Source organism: Georgenia ruanii, assembly GCF_009193175.1.
Lineage (GTDB): Bacteria > Actinomycetota > Actinomycetes > Actinomycetales > Actinomycetaceae > Georgenia > Georgenia ruanii.
The window spans coordinates 1-18561 of sequence record NZ_VUKE01000018.1; the positions used below are offsets into that span (position 1 = coordinate 1).

Below are 18561 nucleotides of genomic sequence, written 5' to 3' on the forward strand. Positions count from 1 at the left end.
CCGGGGATGACGAAGGCGCTGTTGAGCTCCTCGGCGCTGACCACCTCCGCGATCGCGACGGCCGCCACCCGCAGCATCTCGTCGGAGATGTACGAGGCCCCGGCGTCCAGCAGCCCCCGGAACAGCCCCGGAAAGGCCAGGACGTTGTTGATCTGGTTCGGGTAGTCACTGCGCCCGGTGGCCACCACCGCCGCGGTCTCCCCCGCCTCGATCGGGTCGACCTCCGGGGTCGGGTTGGCCAGCGCGAACACGATCGCCCCCTCGGCCATCCGCGCCACGTCCGCCCCGGTCAAGATGTTGCCCGCCGAGACCCCGATGAACACGTCCGCACCCACCAGCCCCTCCTGCAGCGAGCCGGTGAACCCCTCCTCGTTGGTGTGCTGAGCGATCCAGTTACGGTACTCATCCCCGTTGACCTCACCGCGGTGCAAGGCCCCCTGACGCCCGAAGCCCACGATGTGCCGGGCCCCCTGGGCCTTGAGCAGCTTGATGATCGCCGACCCCGCAGCACCGACCCCGGAGACGACGATCCGCACGTCCTCCATCTTCTTGTCCACCACCCTCAGCGCGTTGAGCAGCGCCGCCAGCACCACGATCGCCGTGCCGTGCTGGTCGTCGTGGAAGACCGGGATGTCCAGCTCCTCGCGCAACCGCGCCTCGATCTCGAAGCACCGCGGCGCGGAGATGTCCTCCAGGTTCACGCCCCCGTACACCGGCGCCAGCGCCTTGACGATGCCGATGATCTCCTCGGTGTCCTTGGTGTCCAGGCACACCGGCCACGCGTCCACGTTCGCGAACTGCTTGAACAACGCCGCCTTGCCCTCCATCACCGGCAACGCCGCCGCCGGGCCGATGTCCCCCAGCCCCAGCACCGCCGTGCCGTCGGTGACCACCGCGACCGTGTTCCGCTTGATCGTCAACCGGCGCGCGTCCTCGGGCTTCTCCGCGATCGCCAGGCACACCCGCGCCACCCCCGGGGTATACGCCCGCGACAGGTCCCGCCGGGTCTTCAACGGCACCTTCGCGTTCACCTCGATCTTCCCGCCCAGGTGCAACAAGAACGTCGAGTCGCTCATCTTCAGCACCCTGACCCCCTCCAGGGCATTGAGCGCCTCGACGATCCGGTCGCCGTGCTCGGCATCGACCGTGTCGCACGTGACGTCCACGACCAGCTTCGTCGTGGTCGAGTGGGCGATGTCCACCCCCATCACCGCCCCGCCCGCCTCGGCCACCGCCGCGACGAGCATGCTCGTGGCACGCTGCGAGGCAGGCACCTCCACGCGCATGGTGATGGTGTAGCTAGGGCTGGGCATGGCCATGACGGGTCGTCCTTTCGACTGACAGCGACTTTCGACATGTGGAAGAATCTTTCTGTGCGCCGCGTCGGGCGCGCAGTCCCGCCGGGCGAGCCCGGCACGAGGGAGGCGAAGCATGGCGGATGGCGTGCAGTCCGTGGACCGGGCGATCGACCTGCTCGAGATCATGACCGACCTCGGCGGCGACGCAGCGCTCAGTGAGCTGGCCACCAGCTCGGGCCTGCCGCTGCCGACGATCCACCGCCTCATGCGCACGCTGGTCCTGCGCGGCTACGCCCGCCAGCTGCCCTCGCGCCGCTACACCCTGGGCCCCCGGCTCATCCGTCTGGGCGAGAGCGCGGGCCGGCAGCTCGGCGCCGGGGCCAAGCCGCACCTCGAGCGGCTGGTCCGCGAGCTCGGCGAGTCCGCGAACCTGGCGATGATCGACCGGGACATGGCGGTCTACGTCGCTCAGGCCTCCTCCCAGCACTCGATGCGCACGTTCACCGAGGTCGGCCGGCGGGTGTACTGCAGCTGCACGGGCGTCGGCAAGGCGGTGCTCGCCCAGCTCCCCGACACCACCGTGCGCGAGATCGTCGGCCGCACCGGCATGCCGGCGGCCACCGACCGCTCCATCACCGACCTCCGCACGCTCCTGGACGAGATGGCGAAGGTGCGGGACCAGGGGTACGCCGTCGACGACGGCGAGCAGGAGATCGGCGTGCGGTGCTTCGCGGTGCCGGTCCCCCACGCCCCGACGCCGTCGGCGCTGTCCATCTCCGGGCCCGCCGCCCGGGTGTCCTTCGAGTTCGGCGAGCAGGCCCTGCCGCTGCTCCACGAGATCGCCGGCCACATCTCGGACGAGCTCATCACCGCCCGCTGAGAGGGCGGCGCGGGCGCCGCCGGTCGGGTGTCCTCCCCCGGCCCCGCCGCGCCGTCCGGGACACCATCGGGTGCACCACCGCCAGGACGCGATGGTGGTCATGTCGCGCTCCTTGGTGTCGGACGGCTCCCGGTCAGCAGAACCCCGTCACGGTCGCCCAGGCACGCGGCTCGGGGGTGACGTCGGAACGCTTCACCTCCGCCTCGATGAGCCCGTAGGGCCGGTCCGCGGCGTAGAACACCTCCTTCGGGTTCTCCAGCCCGAACGGGGCGAGGTCCACGAGGAAGTGGTGCAGGTTCGGCATGGAGAACTTGATCTCCCCGATCTCCGGGTGGGTCTCCAGGACCCGCTTGCCCATCTGGTACAGCGTCTGCTGCAGCGCCAGGGAGTGCACGTCCGCGAAGGTCTCGAGCATGACCCGCCGCACGTCGTCGTAGGCGGCGTTGAAGTCGATGTCGGTGGTGGTGTAGCGCCACCGGGCGGTGACGGAGGTCGCGAGGATCCGGTCGTCCGTCTCCACCAGGGTGGTGTACCGGTCGCGCGGGAAGCCGTGGAACTCCGAGCCGGTGGACTTCAGCACCGAGAGGTCCTCGAGGCCGGCGACGACGAAGACGTCGTCGCCGTCGCGCTGGACGACGGCGGTGCGCGTCTCGGTGCCCGCCTTGACGAAGGCATGGTCGTGCTCGCCGTCGGAGGCGTTGGTGGTCAGCGAGGTCGGGATGTGCTCCCAGGTGTACTCCTTGACCTCCCACCGCCCGCCGGTGACCCAGTCGAAGGAGGAGGTGAAGTGCTCGGCCAGCCGCATCGCGAACTGCTCCGGGGAGCCGACGCCGTCCTTGGCGAGCGCGAAGATCGTGTTCTTCTGCGTGTCGGTGGCCACGACCGGGGAGTTGTCACCCTGGGTGTGGGCGACCGTGAAGTCCCCGCGGAGCTGGGAGGTCACGGACAGGTCGGTGATGCGGTGGCGGGGCTTGTCCCGGTCGACCTTGACGACCCGGACCTCGGCCTTGCCGTACTGGTTGTCGCCCAGGACGATCGCACCGTCCTGGCCCGCCTCGGAGGCGGGGGCGGGGGTGGCGATGGTGTCGCTCATCTTCTAGCTCCTTCGATAGGTCGTGCGACGGGTTGCGGGTCGGTGGGCTGGCGGCGAGGCGCCCGACCCGGTCAGCTGCCCCGGTAGGTGGAGTAGGCGAACGGGCTGAGCAAGATGGGGACGTGGTAGTGGTCCTGCCCCTCCTCCACGCGGAAGTCGATGGTGACCTGGGGGTAGAACGTCGGCCGGCCGGCGGCGGCGAAGTACTCGCCGGTGGCGAAGACGAGGCGGTAGGTGCCCGGCTCGAGCACGGCGGGGCCGAGCTCGCGGTTGCGGCCGTCGGCGTCGGTGCGGCCGGTGGCCACCTCCGCCAGCCCGTCACCGGCGTGGCGGGACAGCGTCAGTCCCACGCCGGCGGCCGGGACCCCGGCGACGGCGTCGAGGACGTGGGTGGTGATGTGGGACGTCATGCGAGCTCCTTCTCGAGGCGGAGGACGGCGATCTCCCGCAGCTGCTCGGCGGCGATGCGCCGCTCGGTCGCCGGGTCGTGGGTGAGGCGCTCCTCGAGCGCGGCGAGGATCTCCGCGGCGCTGCGGCCCGCGGCGCGGACGAGGAAGACGTGGCCGAACCGCGCCTCGTAGGCGGCGTTGCCCTCGCGCAGCCGGCGGGCGACCTCCGGGTCCGTGCCGTCGACGGCGGCCTGCTCCCGGCGGGAGTGCGCGGCGTCGGCGTCCGCGCCCTGCGGGCGTTCGCCGATGCGCGGGTGGCGGGCGAGGGCGGCGTCCACCTCCTCCTCGCTCCAGGGCTCGGCGGCCGCGCGCGCCGCGACCAGTGCGGTCTCGACGTCGGCGTAGGGTCGGCGCTGGACGATCTCCTCCGCCCAGCGCGGCACCGCGGCGCAGGTGAGCAGCAGCGCCCGGGCCTCCCGCGCGTCGGCCTCGTTGAGCCGCGCCAGGCCGGTGAGCGTCATTCTCGACTCCCTCGTCGCTGTTTCGTATCGCGGAAGTGGCTTTCCGTTCTAGAAAGTAGACCCTGGCGTCACGAGGCCTGTCAAGACGCTGCGGCGACCCCCGCGGCGACCCCCATTCGGACCGTCGCGTCGCGCCGCGGCGGGCACGGCGGCGGGCGCCGCCCCGGGCCGAGAACCCCGGGGCGACGCCCACCGGACCGCGCGGCCGCTCGGCTAGGCCCGCTCGGGCGCGGCCACCCGGTCCGGCCCACCCTGCGGGACCAGGGGAACCTCGCGGCCCTGGGCGTCGACGAGCCGGCCGCCCTCGACGCGGTCCCCGTCCTCGAGCACCTCGAGCAGCTCGGGGCTGACGTAGCGCGCCCCGCGCGCGACGAAGACCGAGGACTGCGGGGCGTTGCCCGCGCGGAGCACGTTGAAGACGAGGTTGAGCAGCACCGCCATGATCGCCGCGGAGCTGATGCCGGAGTGGAAGATCGTCACGAACCACGCCGGGAAGCCCTCGTAGAAGCTCGGGGAGACGATCGGGATCATGCCGAAGGCGAGCGAGCTGGCCACGATGACGAGGTTCATGTTGCCCTCGTAGTCGACCTTCGCCAGCGTCCGGATGCCGCTCGCGGCGACCGTGCCGAACAGGACGATCCCGGCCCCGCCGAGCACCGGCGTGGGGACCGCCGCCACGAGCCGGCCGAGGACCGGCAGCAGGCCCAGGACGACCATGATGACGCCGCCGGCGCTGACGACGAAGCGGCTGCGGATCCCGGTGATGGCGACCAGGCCGACGTTCTGCGCGAAGGCCGTCTGGGTGAAGGAGTTGAACACCGGCGCCACCGCGCTGGAGAGCATGTCCGCCCGCAGCCCGTCGGCGATGCGGCGGGAGCCGACCTTGGTGCGCACGATCTCCCCGACGGCGAGGATGTCGGCGGTCGTCTCGGTCATCGTCACCAGCACGACGATCGTCATCGAGATGATCGCGGCGATCTCGAAGTGCGGCATGCCGAAGGCGAACGGCGTGGGCACGGCCACCACCGCGCCGTCGCCCACGCCGGAGAAGTCGGCCATACCCAGGGCCGCCGCCACGAGCGTGCCGACGACGATGGCCAGGAGGATCGAGAGCCGCGAGACGGCGGCGATGCCGACCTTGCTCAGCACGAGGACGACGACGAACGTCAGGGCGGCCAGCCCGATGTTCGCGGGGCTGCCGTACCCCTCGGCCTGAGGGTTGCCGCCCAGGGTCCAGCTGGCCGCGACCGGCATGAGCGTCAGCCCGATCGTGGTGATGACGACGCCGGTGACCACCGGCGGGAAGAACCGGATGACCTTGGCGAAGAAGGGGGCGAGCACGAGCCCGACGAGCCCGGCGACGAGGACGGCGCCGAAGACCGCCGGCAACCCGCCGCCGCTGGCGAGGATCGCCAGCATGGTCGCCACCCCGGCGAACGAGACGCCCTGGACGAGCGGCAGCTGGGACCCGAAGAACGGCACGCCCCAGCTCTGCAGGATCGTCGCCGCGCCGCCGACGAACAGCGCCGAGGCGATGAGGACGGCGATGTCCGGGCCCTGGAGCCCGGCGGCGGTCCCGACGATGAGCGGCACGGCGATGATCCCGCCGTACATCGTGAGCACGTGCTGCAGCCCGTACACGAAGGAGCGGGCGACGGGCAGCCGCTCGTCCTCGGGCCGCGCCGCCGTGGTCGTGGTTCGACTTGCCATCCGTTGACCTCCTCGTCAACCGGCCCTCGGGCCGCATCGATGTGTGCCTGCCGCGCCGGGGGGCGGACGACCCCCGCTGGTCCGCCTCGGAAGGGCCCACGTCACGCCGCCACCTCCGGCAGCGTTTCCGTGATGTGGAACACATCTTCCGAGCAGGCGCGGTCAACGTAACCGGCCCGTGGGGCCGCGTCAAGGGGCCGGTCCCGGCCCCGAGGCCTCTCCGTCGGTCGCACGGGCCGGCCCTGCGCCTGCTCCACGGGTGCGACGACCCGGGACCTTCGCCCCGCCGTCGCCCCGGCCGCCGCGAGGTCGCGACGGGACGCCGCCGCGTCGGGACGTAAGCCCCAGGAACCGGACATTGCGGGCGGCCATGCTTGAGACCAAGGAGCTCAACCCGAGCCCGACACGGAGCAAGGTCGCTCCACCACTGCTCACAAGGAGAGCATGATGGCCACCTCATTCGAGCACCGCACCGCGGGCACCACCCCTCGCCCGGCAGCCCGGTACCAGGAAGAGCTCGTCACCGCCCCCGCGGCCCGCAGGGTGCTGGCCGCCGGCCGCATCATCATCGGCTGGGTGTTCCTCTGGGCCTTCCTCGACAAGCTGGTCGGCCTGGGCTTCATGACCACGGCCGACAAGGCCTGGCTCCACGGCGGCACCCCGGCCCAGGGCTTCATCAAGGGCATCGAGGGCCCGTTCCACGGCGTCTTCCAGGTCTTCGCCAACCCGTTCGGCGACACGCTGTTCATGCTCGGCCTGCTCGGGATCGGCGTCGCGATGATGCTCGGCGCCGGCCTGCGCATCGCTGCCGTGACCGGCACGCTGCTCCTGCTGTTCATGTACCTCGCGGAGCTGCCCCTGGCGATCGGCGGCACCAACCCGGTCGTCGACTCCCACTGGATCGAGGCGATGCTGCTCATCATCTCCGCGGTGACCCTCTCGGGCGACACCTGGGGCGTGGGCAAGTGGTGGGCCGGCGTCATCGGTAAGAACACCTGGCTGCGCTGACCGACGCCGCCCCCTCGGGCGGCCGACTCGGAGACCCGGCCCGTCCCGGGCGCCCGACACCATGACCGAGGCCCTGGTCCGATCGGACCAGGGCCTCAGTCTCGAGACGACGGCGCATGCCTTCTTCAGCCCCGGGGGGCCGGCGTGGCGCCGCCGCCGTCAGGCGGTGACGGCCTCCTCGGCGGCGCCGGCCTGCTCGGCGAGGTACTTCTCGGCCTCCGCGCGCACGGCCTCGGCGACGGCCTCGGCGACGCGGTGGTCGAACACGCCGGGGATGACGAAGGCGCTGTTGAGCTCCTCGGCGCTGACCACCTCCGCGATCGCGACGGCCGCCACCCGCAGCATCTCGTCGGAGATGTACGAGGCCCCGGCGTCCAGCAGCCCCCGGAACAGCCCCGGAAAGGCCAGGACGTTGTTGATCTGGTTCGGGTAGTCACTGCGCCCGGTGGCCACCACCGCCGCGGTCTCCCCCGCCTCGATCGGGTCGACCTCCGGGGTCGGGTTGGCCAGCGCGAACACGATCGCCCCCTCGGCCATCCGCGCCACGTCCGCCCCGGTCAAGATGTTGCCCGCCGAGACCCCGATGAACACGTCCGCACCCACCAGCCCCTCCTGCAGCGAGCCGGTGAACCCCTCCTCGTTGGTGTGCTGAGCGATCCAGTTACGGTACTCATCCCCGTTGACCTCACCGCGGTGCAAGGCCCCCTGACGCCCGAAGCCCACGATGTGCCGGGCCCCCTGGGCCTTGAGCAGCTTGATGATCGCCGACCCCGCAGCACCGACCCCGGAGACGACGATCCGCACGTCCTCCATCTTCTTGTCCACCACCCTCAGCGCGTTGAGCAGCGCCGCCAGCACCACGATCGCCGTGCCGTGCTGGTCGTCGTGGAAGACCGGGATGTCCAGCTCCTCGCGCAACCGCGCCTCGATCTCGAAGCACCGCGGCGCGGAGATGTCCTCCAGGTTCACGCCCCCGTACACCGGCGCCAGCGCCTTGACGATGCCGATGATCTCCTCGGTGTCCTTGGTGTCCAGGCACACCGGCCACGCGTCCACGTTCGCGAACTGCTTGAACAACGCCGCCTTGCCCTCCATCACCGGCAACGCCGCCGCCGGGCCGATGTCCCCCAGCCCCAGCACCGCCGTGCCGTCGGTGACCACCGCGACCGTGTTCCGCTTGATCGTCAACCGGCGCGCGTCCTCGGGCTTCTCCGCGATCGCCAGGCACACCCGCGCCACCCCCGGGGTATACGCCCGCGACAGGTCCCGCCGGGTCTTCAACGGCACCTTCGCGTTCACCTCGATCTTCCCGCCCAGGTGCAACAAGAACGTCGAGTCGCTCATCTTCAGCACCCTGACCCCCTCCAGGGCATTGAGCGCCTCGACGATCCGGTCGCCGTGCTCGGCATCGACCGTGTCGCACGTGACGTCCACGACCAGCTTCGTCGTGGTCGAGTGGGCGATGTCCACCCCCATCACCGCCCCGCCCGCCTCGGCCACCGCCGCGACGAGCATGCTCGTGGCACGCTGCGAGGCAGGCACCTCCACGCGCATGGTGATGGTGTAGCTAGGGCTGGGCATGGCCATGAGGCGGGCCTTTCAAAGGTGGGACGAATCACGATGAGCGGCATGAATCGTAACCCCCCGCACACCCGGGCCCCGACCCGCCACCCCCGGGACGACGACGCCCCCTTCCCGGCGGCAGGCGGGAAGGGGGCGTCTGGAGGCTCGACCGGTGCGGTGCGAGCCCGGTGCGGTGATCGCGTCAGCCGATGCGTTGCATGAGGAGCTCGCGCACGCGGGCGGCGTCGGCCTTGCCGCGGGTGGCCTTCATGACCGCGCCGACGATCGCGCCGGCCGCCTGGACCTTGCCGCCGCGGATCTTCTCCACGACGTCGGGGTTGGCGGCCAGCGCCTCGTCGATGGCCGTCTCGAGGGCGCCGTCGTCGGAGACGACCTCGAGGCCGCGGGCGACGACGACCTGCTCCGGGGAGCCCTCGCCGGCGAGCACGCCCTCGAGCACCTGCCGGGCCAGCTTGTCGGTGATCCGGCCGGCGTCGACGAGGGCGGCGAGCTCGGCGACCTGCTGGGGGGTGATCGCCAGCTCCTCCAGCGCCACGCCGTCGGTCTTGGCGGTGCGGGCCAGCTCGCCCATCCACCACTTGCGGGCGGCGGCCGGGCCGGCGCCGGCGGCGACGGTGGCCTCGACGAGGTCCCCGGCGCCGGCGTTGACCAGGTCGCGCATCTCGGCGTCGGAGTAGCCCCACTCGGCCTGCAGGCGGCGGCGGCGCACGGCCGGCAGCTCGGGCAGGGTGGCCCGCAGCTGCTCGACCCACTCGCGCGGCGGGGCGAGCGGGACGAGGTCGGGCTCGGGGAAGTACCGGTAGTCCTCGGCGTCGGACTTCACGCGCCCGGGCGAGGTGGTGCCGTCGTCCTCGTGCCAGTGACGGGTCTCCTGGACCACCCGCTCGCCGGCGTCGAGCACGGCGGCCTGGCGGGAGATCTCGTAGCGCACCGCCCGCTCGACCGAGCGGAAGGAGTTGACGTTCTTCGTCTCGGTGCGGGTGCCCAGCGGCGAGGTCGGCGTGGGGCGCAGGGAGACGTTGACGTCGGCGCGCACGTTGCCGCGCTCCATGCGGGCCTCGGATACGCCGAGGGCCCGGAAGATGTCGCGCAGGGTGTTGACGTAGGCGCGGGCGACCTCCGGCGCGCGGGCGCCGGCGCCCTCGATGGGGCGGGTGACGATCTCCACGAGCGGGATGCCCGCCCGGTTGTAGTCGACCAGGGAGTACTCCGCGCCCTGGATGCGGCCCGCGGCGCCGCCGATGTGGGTGTTCTTGCCCGCGTCCTCCTCCATGTGGGCGCGCTCGATCTCCACCCGGAAGATCGTGCCGTCCTCGAGCTCGACGTCGAGGTGGCCGTCGTGGGCGATGGGCTCGTCGTACTGGGAGGTCTGGAAGTTCTTCGGCACGTCCGGGTAGAAGTAGTTCTTCCGGGCGAACCGGCAGCTCTCGGCGATGGAGCAGTTCAGCGCCAGGCCGATCTTCACCGCGTACTCGACGGCGGTGGCGTTGACCACCGGCAGCGCGCCGGGCAGGCCGAGCGAGACGGGCGTGACGGCCGTGTTGGGCTCGGCGCCGAAGGTCTGCGGGGCGCCGTCGAACATCTTCGACCTCGTGCCCAGCTCGACGTGGACCTCGATGCCCAGGACGGGGTCGTAGCGGGTGACGGCGTCGTCGAAGTCGACGAGGAGAGACGTCTGCGTGCTCATCGGGAGGCCACCTCCAGCTCGGGGGCCTGGGCCAGCAGCGGGCCGCCCCACTTCTCGGTGAGCAGGCGCTCGAGCACGCCGCCCACCCGGTACAGACGGGCGTCCTCGCGGGCGGGCGCGAGGACCTGGAAGCCCACCGGCAGGCCGTCGTCGCTCAGGCCCGAGGGGAGCGAGATGCCGGGGATGCCGGCGAGGTTCGCCGGGATGGTGGCGACGTCGTTGAGGTACATCGCCATGGGGTCGTCGAGCTTCTCGCCGAAGCGGAACGCCGTGGTCGGCGCGGTGGGCGAGACGAGGACGTCGGCCTTGGCGAAGGCCTGGGCGAAGTCGCGCTGGATGAGGGTGCGCACCTTCTGCGCCGAGCCGTAGTAGGCGTCGTAGTAGCCGGCCGAGAGCACGTGGGTGCCCAGGATGATGCGGCGCTTGACCTCGTCGCCGAAGCCGGCGCCGCGGGTGGCGGCCATGACGCGCTCGGCGGTGACCGGGCCCTCGGCGGGCTCCACCCGCAGGCCGAAGCGCATGCCGTCGAACTTGGCGAGGTTGGAGGAGGCCTCCGCGGGCATGATCAGGTAGTAGGCCGCGAGCGCGTAGTCGAAGCTGGGGCAGGAGACCTCCACGACCTCGGCGCCGGCCTGCTTGAGCAGCTCGACGGACTCGAGGAAGCTGCGGCGCACGCCCTCCTGGTAGCCCTCGCCGCCGAGCTCCGTGACGATGCCCACGCGCAGGCCCTTGAGGTCCGCGGCGCGGGCGGCGGCCACGTAACCGGTGGCCGGGTCGGTCAGCGAGGTGGAGTCGAGCGGGTCGTGGCCGCCGATGACCTCGTGCAGCATCGCGGCGTCGAGCACCGTGCGGGTGACCGGGCCGGCCTGGTCCAGGGAGGAGGCCATGGCGATGAGGCCGTAGCGGGAGACCGAGCCGTAGGTGGGCTTGACGCCGATGGTGCCGGTGACGGCGGCCGGCTGGCGGATCGAGCCGCCGGTGTCGGTGCCGATGGCCAGCGGCGCCTCGTAGGCGGCGACGGCGGCCGCGGACCCGCCGCCGGAGCCGCCCGGGATGCGCTCGAGGTCCCAGGGGTTGCGGGTGTTGCCGTACGCCGAGTGCTCGGTGCTCGACCCCATCGCGAACTCGTCGAGGTTGGTCTTGCCCAGGATCGGCATCCCGGCGGCGCGCAGCCGGCTGACCAGGGTGGCGTCGTAGGGCGGCACCCAGTTCTCGAGGATCTTCGAGGCCGCGGTGGTCACCTGCCCGCGGGTGACGACGATGTCCTTGACGGCGATCGGCACGCCGGCCAGCTCGGGCAGCTCCTCGCCGGCGCCGCGGCGGGCGTCGACGTCGGCCGCGGCGGCGAGCGCCTCGTCGGTGTTGACGTGGAGGAAGGCGTGGACGGCGCCGTCGACGGCGGCCATGCGGTCCAGGTGGGCCTGGGTGACCTCGACGGCGGAGACGTCGCCGGCGGCGAGGAGGCCGGCGAGCTCGGCGGCGCTGCGGCGGGTCAGGTCGCTCATGCGTCCTCCCCGAGGATCTGCGGGACGGCGAAGCGGCCCTCGGCGGCGGCCGGGGCCGCGGCGAGCACCTCGTCGGCGTCGAGCGTGGCCACCACCTCGTCCGGGCGCATGACGTTGGTCAGCGGGATGGGGTGGGAGGTGGCGGGCACGTCGGGCGTGGCGACCTCGTTGACCCGAGCGACCGCGGAGGCGATGACGTCGAGCTCGCCGGCGAGGCGCTCGACCTCCTCGGGCGTCAGCTCGATGCGGGCGAGCGCCGCGACGCGCGCGACCTCGTCGGAAGAGATGGTGGACATACGAGCGAGTCTAAACGTCCGCCGCCCCGCGGCGCCGGGGCCGGCGGCGTTCCTCAGATGGCGGCCGGCCCGATGAGCTCGAGCAGCGCCCGGGCGTAGGCGTCCGCCGCCCCGGGGGCGCGGTGCTCGACGGCGCCCCGGCCGGGCACGGCGGTGGTGACGAGGAAGGCGCCGTCCTCGCGGCGCAGGGACCGGAAGGTGCCGCCGAGGAGCTCGCGCAGCTGGTCCTCGCGCGGCAGCCAGACCGTCTGGTCGAGCGTGACGGCGTCCAGCGCCCACTCCACGGTGCCGTTGAACCCCAGCACCGTGCCGGTGGGAAAGCGATGGGTCTCGATGCTCATCTCGGCGACCGTGAACACCTCCCCGACCAGCCCGGGCTGGTCGATGGTGAACCGGTCGCCGGACGCGGGACGCCACCGCAGCCCGGCGGCGCGCAGCGCCCGGGCGAGCTCGAGCGAGATCACCGGGCCAGTATCCGGTCAGGGCCGCCCGGCCGCGCGCGATCGGCTGCCGGGTCCGAGGGGCGCCGAGCCGTTAGGTTGACGCCATGCCGATGAGATCACGCCTGGGGCACGCCCTCCTGCGGGCGCAGCGCATCCAGGGCCGCGACGTGTGGCGCGCCGTCCGCTGGTACGTGACGGGCACCGTGGCGGTCCAGGCCGCGGCGGCCGCCGCCGTCGTCTCGGTGGACCGGGTGCGCAAGCGGCGCCAGCCGCCCACGGGCGAGTTCCCGCGCACGCCGCCCGCCACGTTGCCGGTGGCGCACTCGACGGTGACGACCTACACCTTCGGCGCGGACCTCTACGAGGACATGCTCGCGGCCATCCGCGACGCCCGCCGCACCGTCTACTTCGAGACCTTCATCTGGAAGTCCGACGACGTCGGCCAGCGGTTCAAGGACGCGCTCCTGGCCGCCGCGCGCCGGGGCGTGGAGGTCTACGTCGTCTTCGACAGCTGGGCGAACCTCGTGGTGCCGCCGGCATTCCAGCGGTTCCCTCGGCTGCCGACCCTGCACGTCCTGCGCTTCCCGCTGGTCCGGCCGGGCCTGCTCACCCTCAACCTGCGCAAGACCGGCCGCGACCACCGCAAGATCCTCGTCATCGACGGCGAGGTGAGCTTCGTCGGCGGGTACAACATCGGCTCGCTCTACGCCACGCAGTGGCGCGACACCCACGTGCGCGTCGAGGGCCCGAGCGCGTGGGAGCTGGAGAACGCCTTCGTCGACTTCTGGAACGACCATCGCAAGCGGAGGCACCCCCAGATCCCGGACCGCGGCGCCCGGGCCTGGGAGGCGCGCATCCGCGCCGCGCAGAACGCCCCGAACCGGCTGAGCTTCCCCGTGCGCGGGCTCTACCTGGAGGCGATCGACCGGGCCGAGCACCGCATCTACATCACCCAGGGGTACTTCATCCCCGACCGCGACATCCTGCGGGGACTCGTCCAGGCCGCCCGCCGCGGCGTCGAGGTCAAGGTGCTCATCCCCGAGGTCTCCAACCACGTGCTGGCCGACTGGGCCGCCCGCGCCTACTACACCCAGCTCCTCGAGTCCGGCGTGCAGCTGTGGCTGTTCCAGGACGCGATGGTCCACGCCAAGACCATGACGGTCGACGGGCGGTGGACCACGGTGGGCACCACCAACATCGACCGCATGTCGATGACGGGCAACTTCGAGGTGAACCTGGAGATCTACGACGACGACCTGGCCGCCCAGATGGAGAAGATCTTCGCCACCGACCTCACCAACTCCCGCCAGCTCACCCTGCGCGAGTGGGAGTCGCGCGGGCTGCTGTCGAAGATCGGCGAGCGGATCCTGCGCCGGCTCGGCCCGCTGCTGTAGCGCTCAGACCTCCAGCTCGTAGAACCACATGACCGCCGTGGGGTCCCAGGAGCCGACGTAGTCGCGGCCGGGGTTGCGCCGGTACCCCACGCGCTCGTAGAGGCGGTGCGGGATGGCCGGGCCCGCCACGGACAGCACCGACAGCACCAGTCGCGGATAGCCCTGCTCCGCCGCCCACTCCTGGGCGGCGCGCAGCAGGGCCTCGGCGACGCCGCGGCGCTGGGCGGCGGGGTCGACGGCGAGCATGCGCACCTCGAGCTCGTCCTCGCGCGCCAGGTCGGCGTAGGCGGTGCCGGCGGCGGCGAGCGTGAGCGTGCCGAGCACCTCCCGTCCGGCGCGCGCCACGAGGACGATCGCCTCGGCCGCCCGGCGGCCCACGTCGCGCAGGGCGAGGGCGTACCCGTCGTCCTCCTCCGCCATGCCGGCCGCGCGGTAGGCGGCCACGCTGAGCTCCCCGACGCGGTCGAGCTCCTCGGGACGGACGGTGGAGACGGTGATCGAGGCGGTGTGCGGCACGCGACCATTATCGCGTGGCGGCTCGCCCGTCCCGGGCCCCTGGGGACCGGCAGCTGCGGGCCCGCGGCCGGGCACCCGTGGGGACCGGCAGCGTGCGGCGCGCGGCGCCCCCAACTCCGGCAGGCGGAAAACTTCTTCCGCAATTGTGGAGCCGGTCGGCCCTCCCCATGTATGGTCCGTGTCACACCGAGTCGCTGTTCGGCATGGATAACCAGCGGCTCGGGCCGGCTCCCAACCATGCCTCGCACGCCCGCGCGCAATGGCGCCGCCGGGGCGGAGCGGGAACAGTAGACGAGGAGTGTGAGCCATGAGCGGCATCCGGGTCACGGTCAACGGCGAGACCCGTTCGGCCACGGCGGTCTCGCCCCACACGCGGCTGCTCGACTGGCTGCGCGGCGAGGGGCTGACCGGCGCGAAGGAGGGGTGCGCCGAGGGCGAGTGCGGCGCGTGCGCGGTGCTCGTCGCCCGCCCCGACGGCGCCGGGCGCACCCGGTGGACGGCGGTGAACGCCTGCCTGCCCGCCGCGGCCGCCTTCGACGGCCAGGAGATCGTCACCGCCGAGGGGCTCGGCGCCGCGCCGGGCGTCGGCACCGGCGCCGCGCTGCACCCCGTCCAGCGGGAGATGGCCGAGCGCGGCGGGTCCCAGTGCGGCTACTGCACGCCGGGCTTCGTGTGCGCCATGGCCGCCGAGTACTACCGGCCCGGCCGCTCCCCCGCCGACGCCGACGACGCCGCGGGCACCGCCGTCGCCGGCCCGGAGCACGCCGCCGACCACACCACCGGACCCAACGGCTTCGACCTGCACGCCCTGAGCGGCAACCTGTGCCGGTGCACCGGCTACCGGCCCATCCGCGACGCCGCGTACGCCCTGGGCGCCCCCGAGCCGGCCGACCCGCTCGACGCCCGGCAGGAACGCCCCGCGCCCGGCGCCTGCCCCACCCACCTCGCCGGGGACGGGGCCGAGCTCGTCCGCCCGGCCACGCTCGCGGAGCTGCTCGCCCTGGTGGCCGGGCGGCCGGAGGCGCGCCTCGTCGCCGGCGCGACCGACGTCGGCGTGGAGGTGAACATCGGTCAGGCCCGCCCGCCGCTCGTCCTGGCGGTCGACCGGCTCGAGGAGCTGCGCACCCTCGAGGTCTCCGCCGAGCGGATCGAGATCGGCGCGGCCCTGACCCTCTCCGAGATCGAGCACCGCCTGGCCGGGCGGGTGCCGCTGCTGGCCGAGCTCTTCCCGCAGTTCGCCTCCCGGCTCATCCGCAACGGCGCCACGCTGGGCGGCAACCTCGGCACGGCCTCCCCCGTCGGCGACGCCGCGCCCGTGCTGCTCGCGCTCGACGCCGCCCTGGTGCTCGCCTCGGTCGACGGCGAGCGGGAGGTGCCGCTGGCGGAGTACTTCACCGGCTACCGCCGGACGGTGCGCACCGCGCAGGAGATCATCCGGGCGGTGCGCCTGCCGCTGCCGGTGGCGCCGCACGCGGCGTTCTACAAGATCGCCAAGCGCCGCTTCGACGACATCTCCTCCGTCGCCGTCGCCATCGCCATGGAGCTCGACGGCGGGACGGTCGCCTCGGTGCGCATCGGCCTGGGCGGCGTGGCGGCCACCCCCGTCCGCGCCCGCGCCACCGAGGCCGCGCTCACCGGCCGGCCCTGGGACCTGACCACCGCCACGGCGGCCGCGGCCGTCCTCGCGGCCGAGGGCACCCCGCTCGACGACCACCGCGCCAGCGCCCGGTACCGCACCGCCATGCTCGAGCAGTCCCTGCTGCGCTTCCTCGACCAGACCCAGCCCGCCATGGAGGTGGCCCGATGAGGTCCCTGGCCGACCGCCCCGAGAGCCCCGTCGTCGGGCTGCCCGTCGCCCACGAGAGCGCCGACCTGCACGTCACCGGGGCCGCCCTGTACACCGACGACCTCGTCGGGCGCACCCACGACGTCCTGCACGCCTGGCCCGTCCAGGCCCCCCACGCCCACGCCCGCGTCACCGCCCTGCGCACCGCGCCGGCCCTCGAGGTGCCCGGCGTCGTCCGGGTGCTCACCGCGGCCGACGTGCCCGGCGTCAACGACGCGGGCATCAAGCACGACGAGCCGCTCTTCCCCGACGAGGTCATGTACCACGGTCACGCGGTGTGCTGGGTGCTCGGCGAGACCCTCGAGGCCGCCCGCCGCGGCGCCGCGGCGGTCGAGGTCGACTACGAGCCGCTGCCCTCGCTGCTCACGCTGCCCGAGGCCATCGAGGCGGGCAGCTTCCAGGGCAACCAGCCCACCGTCAGCCGCGGCGAGGTCGAGGCGGGGCTGCGCGCCGCCGCCCACCGGTTCACCGGCGAGACCACCATCGGCGGGCAGGAGCACTTCTACCTCGAGACCCACGCGGCCCTGGCCCAGGTCGACGAGGCCGGGCAGGTCTTCGTCCAGTCCAGCACCCAGCACCCCTCCGAGACCCAGGAGATCGTCGCCCACGTCCTCGGCCTGCACAGCCACGAGGTCACCGTCCAGTGCCTGCGCATGGGCGGCGGGTTCGGCGGCAAGGAGATGCAGCCGCACGGCCTGGCCGCGGTCGCCGCGCTCGGCGCCGCGGTCACCGGGCGGCCGGTCCGGGTGCGGCTGAACCGTACCCAGGACATGACGATGACCGGCAAGCGGCACCCCTTCCACGCCACCTGGGAGGTCGGCTTCGACGGCGAGGGCCGCCTGGTGGCCCTGCGCGCCACGCTGACCAGCGACGGCGGCTGGAGCCTGGACCTGTCCGAGCCGGTGCTCGCCCGCGCGCTGTGCCACGTCGACAACGCCTACCACGTCCCGCACATCGAGGTCCGCGGCCGGATCGCCAAGACCCACAAGACCTCGCAGACGGCGTTCCGCGGCTTCGGCGGCCCGCAGGGGATGCACGTCATCGAGGACATCCTCGGCCGGTGCGCCCCGCTGCTCGGCGTCGACCCGGCCGAGCTGCGCCGCCGCAATTTCTACCTGGCCGGCCAGGCCACCCCGTACGGCCAGCCGGTGCGCCACCCGGAGCGGCTGCACGCCATCTGGGCCCGGCTCACCGAGCGCGCCGAGGTGGACCGGCGCCGCGCCGAGATCGCCGCGTTCAACGCCGCCCACCCGCACACCAAGCGCGCCCTGGCGCTGACGCCGGTGAAGTTCGGCATCTCCTTCAACCTCACCGCCTTCAACCAGGCCGGCGCGCTCGTGCACGTCTACAAGGACGGCTCGGTGCTGATCAACCACGGCGGCACCGAGATGGGCCAGGGCCTGCACACGAAGATGCGGCAGGTGGCCGCCACCGCGCTGGGGGTGCCGCTGGAGTACGTCCGGCTCGCGCCCACCCGCACCGACAAGGTGCCCAACACCTCCGCCACCGCGGCGAGCTCGGGAGCGGACCTCAACGGCGGGGCCGTGAAGAACGCCTGCGAGCAGATCCGCGAGCGCCTCGCCGAGGTGGCGGCCCGCAAGCTGGGCATCCACCCCGACGACGTGCGCTTCACCGACGGCAAGGTCACCGGCATCCGCTTCCACGACCGCGACCTGGCCTGGGCCGACGTCGTCCGCGACGCCTACTTCCAGCGCGTGCAGCTCTTCGCCGCCGGCTACTACCGCACCGAGGGGCTGCACTGGGACGGGGCCCGCATGCAGGGCGAGCCGTTCAAGTACTTCGCCTACGGCGCCGCCGCCACCGAGGTCGAGGTGGACGGGTTCACCGGCGCCTACCGGTTCCTGCGCGCCGACATCGTCCACGACGTCGGCGACTCCCTCTCCCCGCTCATCGACGTCGGGCAGATCGAGGGCGGGTTCGTCCAGGGGGCGGGCTGGCTGACGCTGGAGGAGCTGCGCTGGGACGTCTCCGACGGCCCGGGCCGCGGCCGGCTGCTCACCCGGGGGGCGAGCACCTACAAGCTGCCGAGCTTCTCGGAGATGCCCGAGGAGTTCCACGTCCACCTCTTCGAGCAGGCCACCGAGCGCGGGGTGGTGTACGGGTCGAAGGCGGTCGGCGAGCCGCCGCTCATGCTCGCCTTCAGCGTCCGCGAGGCCCTGCGCGAGGCGGCCGCCGCGTTCGGTCCCCCTGGCCGGTCGGCGGAGCTGGCCAGCCCGGCCACGCCCGAGGCGGTGTTCTGGGCGGTCCAGGCCGCCCGGCAGGCCACCGCGGCAGACGGGGACGGCGCCACAGGCACCACGGGCACCGCCGGCGACGCCGTGGCGGCCGGCGGTGCGGAGCCCAGCCCGCGGGCGCTGTCGAGGGGCTGAG

Annotated in this window: 16 protein-coding genes; 5 read left to right on the forward strand and 11 right to left on the reverse strand. The window is 73.0% G+C overall.

The window, feature by feature from the left end; all coding sequences use genetic code 11:
• On the reverse strand, nt 1-1319 hold a 1319-nt coding region (locus GD880_RS16045; protein WP_152232629.1), incomplete at its 3' end, for an NAD-dependent malic enzyme.
• Nucleotides 1320-1431: 112 nt separating this feature from the next.
• Between GD880_RS16045 and GD880_RS16050 the strand changes: the two genes are divergently transcribed.
• Nucleotides 1432-2178, forward strand: a complete 747-nt coding sequence (locus GD880_RS16050; RefSeq protein WP_152232630.1) for an IclR family transcriptional regulator — start codon at nt 1432-1434, stop codon at nt 2176-2178.
• 133 nt (nt 2179-2311) lie between these two features.
• Here the strand turns inward: GD880_RS16050 and pucL are convergent, their stop codons facing one another.
• From pucL to GD880_RS16070, 4 genes are all read right to left on the reverse strand, one after another.
• Nucleotides 2312-3271: a factor-independent urate hydroxylase gene (pucL, locus tag GD880_RS16055; protein WP_152232631.1), complete on the reverse strand. Its 960-nt coding sequence runs from the start codon at nt 3269-3271 to the stop codon at nt 2312-2314.
• Between the two features lie 71 nt (nt 3272-3342).
• Nucleotides 3343-3681: a hydroxyisourate hydrolase gene (gene uraH, locus GD880_RS16060; RefSeq protein ID WP_152232632.1), complete on the reverse strand. Its 339-nt coding sequence runs from the start codon at nt 3679-3681 to the stop codon at nt 3343-3345.
• On the reverse strand, nt 3678-4181 hold the full coding sequence (gene uraD, locus GD880_RS16065) for a 2-oxo-4-hydroxy-4-carboxy-5-ureidoimidazoline decarboxylase (RefSeq protein ID WP_152232633.1): 504 nt from the start codon (nt 4179-4181) through the stop codon (nt 3678-3680). The genes uraH and uraD overlap by 4 nt, the downstream gene beginning before the upstream one ends.
• A 213-nt stretch (nt 4182-4394) precedes the next feature.
• Complete coding sequence (locus GD880_RS16070; protein WP_152232634.1) at nt 4395-5891, reverse strand: nucleobase:cation symporter-2 family protein; 1497 nt, start codon at nt 5889-5891, stop codon at nt 4395-4397.
• A 447-nt stretch (nt 5892-6338) separates the two neighbouring features.
• Between GD880_RS16070 and GD880_RS16075 the strand changes: the two genes are divergently transcribed.
• On the forward strand, nt 6339-6899 hold the full coding sequence (locus tag GD880_RS16075) for a DoxX family protein (RefSeq protein WP_152232635.1): 561 nt from the start codon (nt 6339-6341) through the stop codon (nt 6897-6899).
• Nucleotides 6900-7058: 159 nt separating this feature from the next.
• Here GD880_RS16075 and GD880_RS16080 read toward each other — a convergent pair whose 3' ends face one another.
• The 5 genes from GD880_RS16080 to GD880_RS16100 form a co-directional block, all read right to left on the reverse strand.
• Nucleotides 7059-8486 (reverse strand): NAD-dependent malic enzyme, encoded by a 1428-nt coding sequence (locus tag GD880_RS16080; protein ID WP_152232636.1) that lies wholly within the window; start codon nt 8484-8486, stop codon nt 7059-7061.
• Nucleotides 8487-8664: 178 nt separating this feature from the next.
• A complete protein-coding gene (gene gatB / locus GD880_RS16085; RefSeq protein ID WP_152232637.1) occupies nt 8665-10170 on the reverse strand; it encodes an Asp-tRNA(Asn)/Glu-tRNA(Gln) amidotransferase subunit GatB in 1506 nt (501 codons plus the stop codon).
• Nucleotides 10167-11675 (reverse strand): Asp-tRNA(Asn)/Glu-tRNA(Gln) amidotransferase subunit GatA, encoded by a 1509-nt coding sequence (gene gatA, locus GD880_RS16090; protein WP_152232638.1) that lies wholly within the window; start codon nt 11673-11675, stop codon nt 10167-10169. Before gatA ends, gatB begins: the two co-directional genes overlap by 4 nt.
• Nucleotides 11672-11971, reverse strand: a complete 300-nt coding sequence (gatC, locus tag GD880_RS16095) for an Asp-tRNA(Asn)/Glu-tRNA(Gln) amidotransferase subunit GatC (protein ID WP_152232639.1) — start codon at nt 11969-11971, stop codon at nt 11672-11674. The genes gatA and gatC overlap by 4 nt, the downstream gene beginning before the upstream one ends.
• 53 nt (nt 11972-12024) lie before the next feature.
• Nucleotides 12025-12435 carry a pilus assembly protein CpaE gene (locus GD880_RS16100; protein ID WP_152232640.1) on the reverse strand — a complete coding sequence of 137 codons (411 nt, stop codon included), beginning with the start codon at nt 12433-12435 and terminating at the stop codon, nt 12025-12027.
• Between the two features lie 89 nt (nt 12436-12524).
• Between GD880_RS16100 and GD880_RS16105 the strand changes: the two genes are divergently transcribed.
• Complete coding sequence (locus GD880_RS16105; protein WP_152232695.1) at nt 12525-13808, forward strand: phospholipase D-like domain-containing protein; 1284 nt, start codon at nt 12525-12527, stop codon at nt 13806-13808.
• A 3-nt stretch (nt 13809-13811) separates the two neighbouring features.
• On the opposite strand, the gene GD880_RS16110 is transcribed toward GD880_RS16105, so the two are convergent.
• Nucleotides 13812-14324 (reverse strand): GNAT family N-acetyltransferase, encoded by a 513-nt coding sequence (locus GD880_RS16110; protein ID WP_226909732.1) that lies wholly within the window; start codon nt 14322-14324, stop codon nt 13812-13814.
• A 307-nt stretch (nt 14325-14631) separates the two neighbouring features.
• Between GD880_RS16110 and GD880_RS16115 the strand changes: the two genes are divergently transcribed.
• Together GD880_RS16115 and xdhB are read left to right on the forward strand one after the other, a co-directional pair.
• Nucleotides 14632-16131 carry a xanthine dehydrogenase small subunit gene (locus GD880_RS16115; RefSeq protein ID WP_152232641.1) on the forward strand — a complete coding sequence of 500 codons (1500 nt, stop codon included), beginning with the start codon at nt 14632-14634 and terminating at the stop codon, nt 16129-16131.
• Entirely contained in the window at nt 16128-18560 is a 2433-nt protein-coding gene (gene xdhB / locus GD880_RS16120) for a xanthine dehydrogenase molybdopterin binding subunit (protein ID WP_152232642.1), read from the forward strand. The genes GD880_RS16115 and xdhB overlap by 4 nt, the downstream gene beginning before the upstream one ends.
• Nucleotide 18561 lies beyond the last annotated feature (1 nt).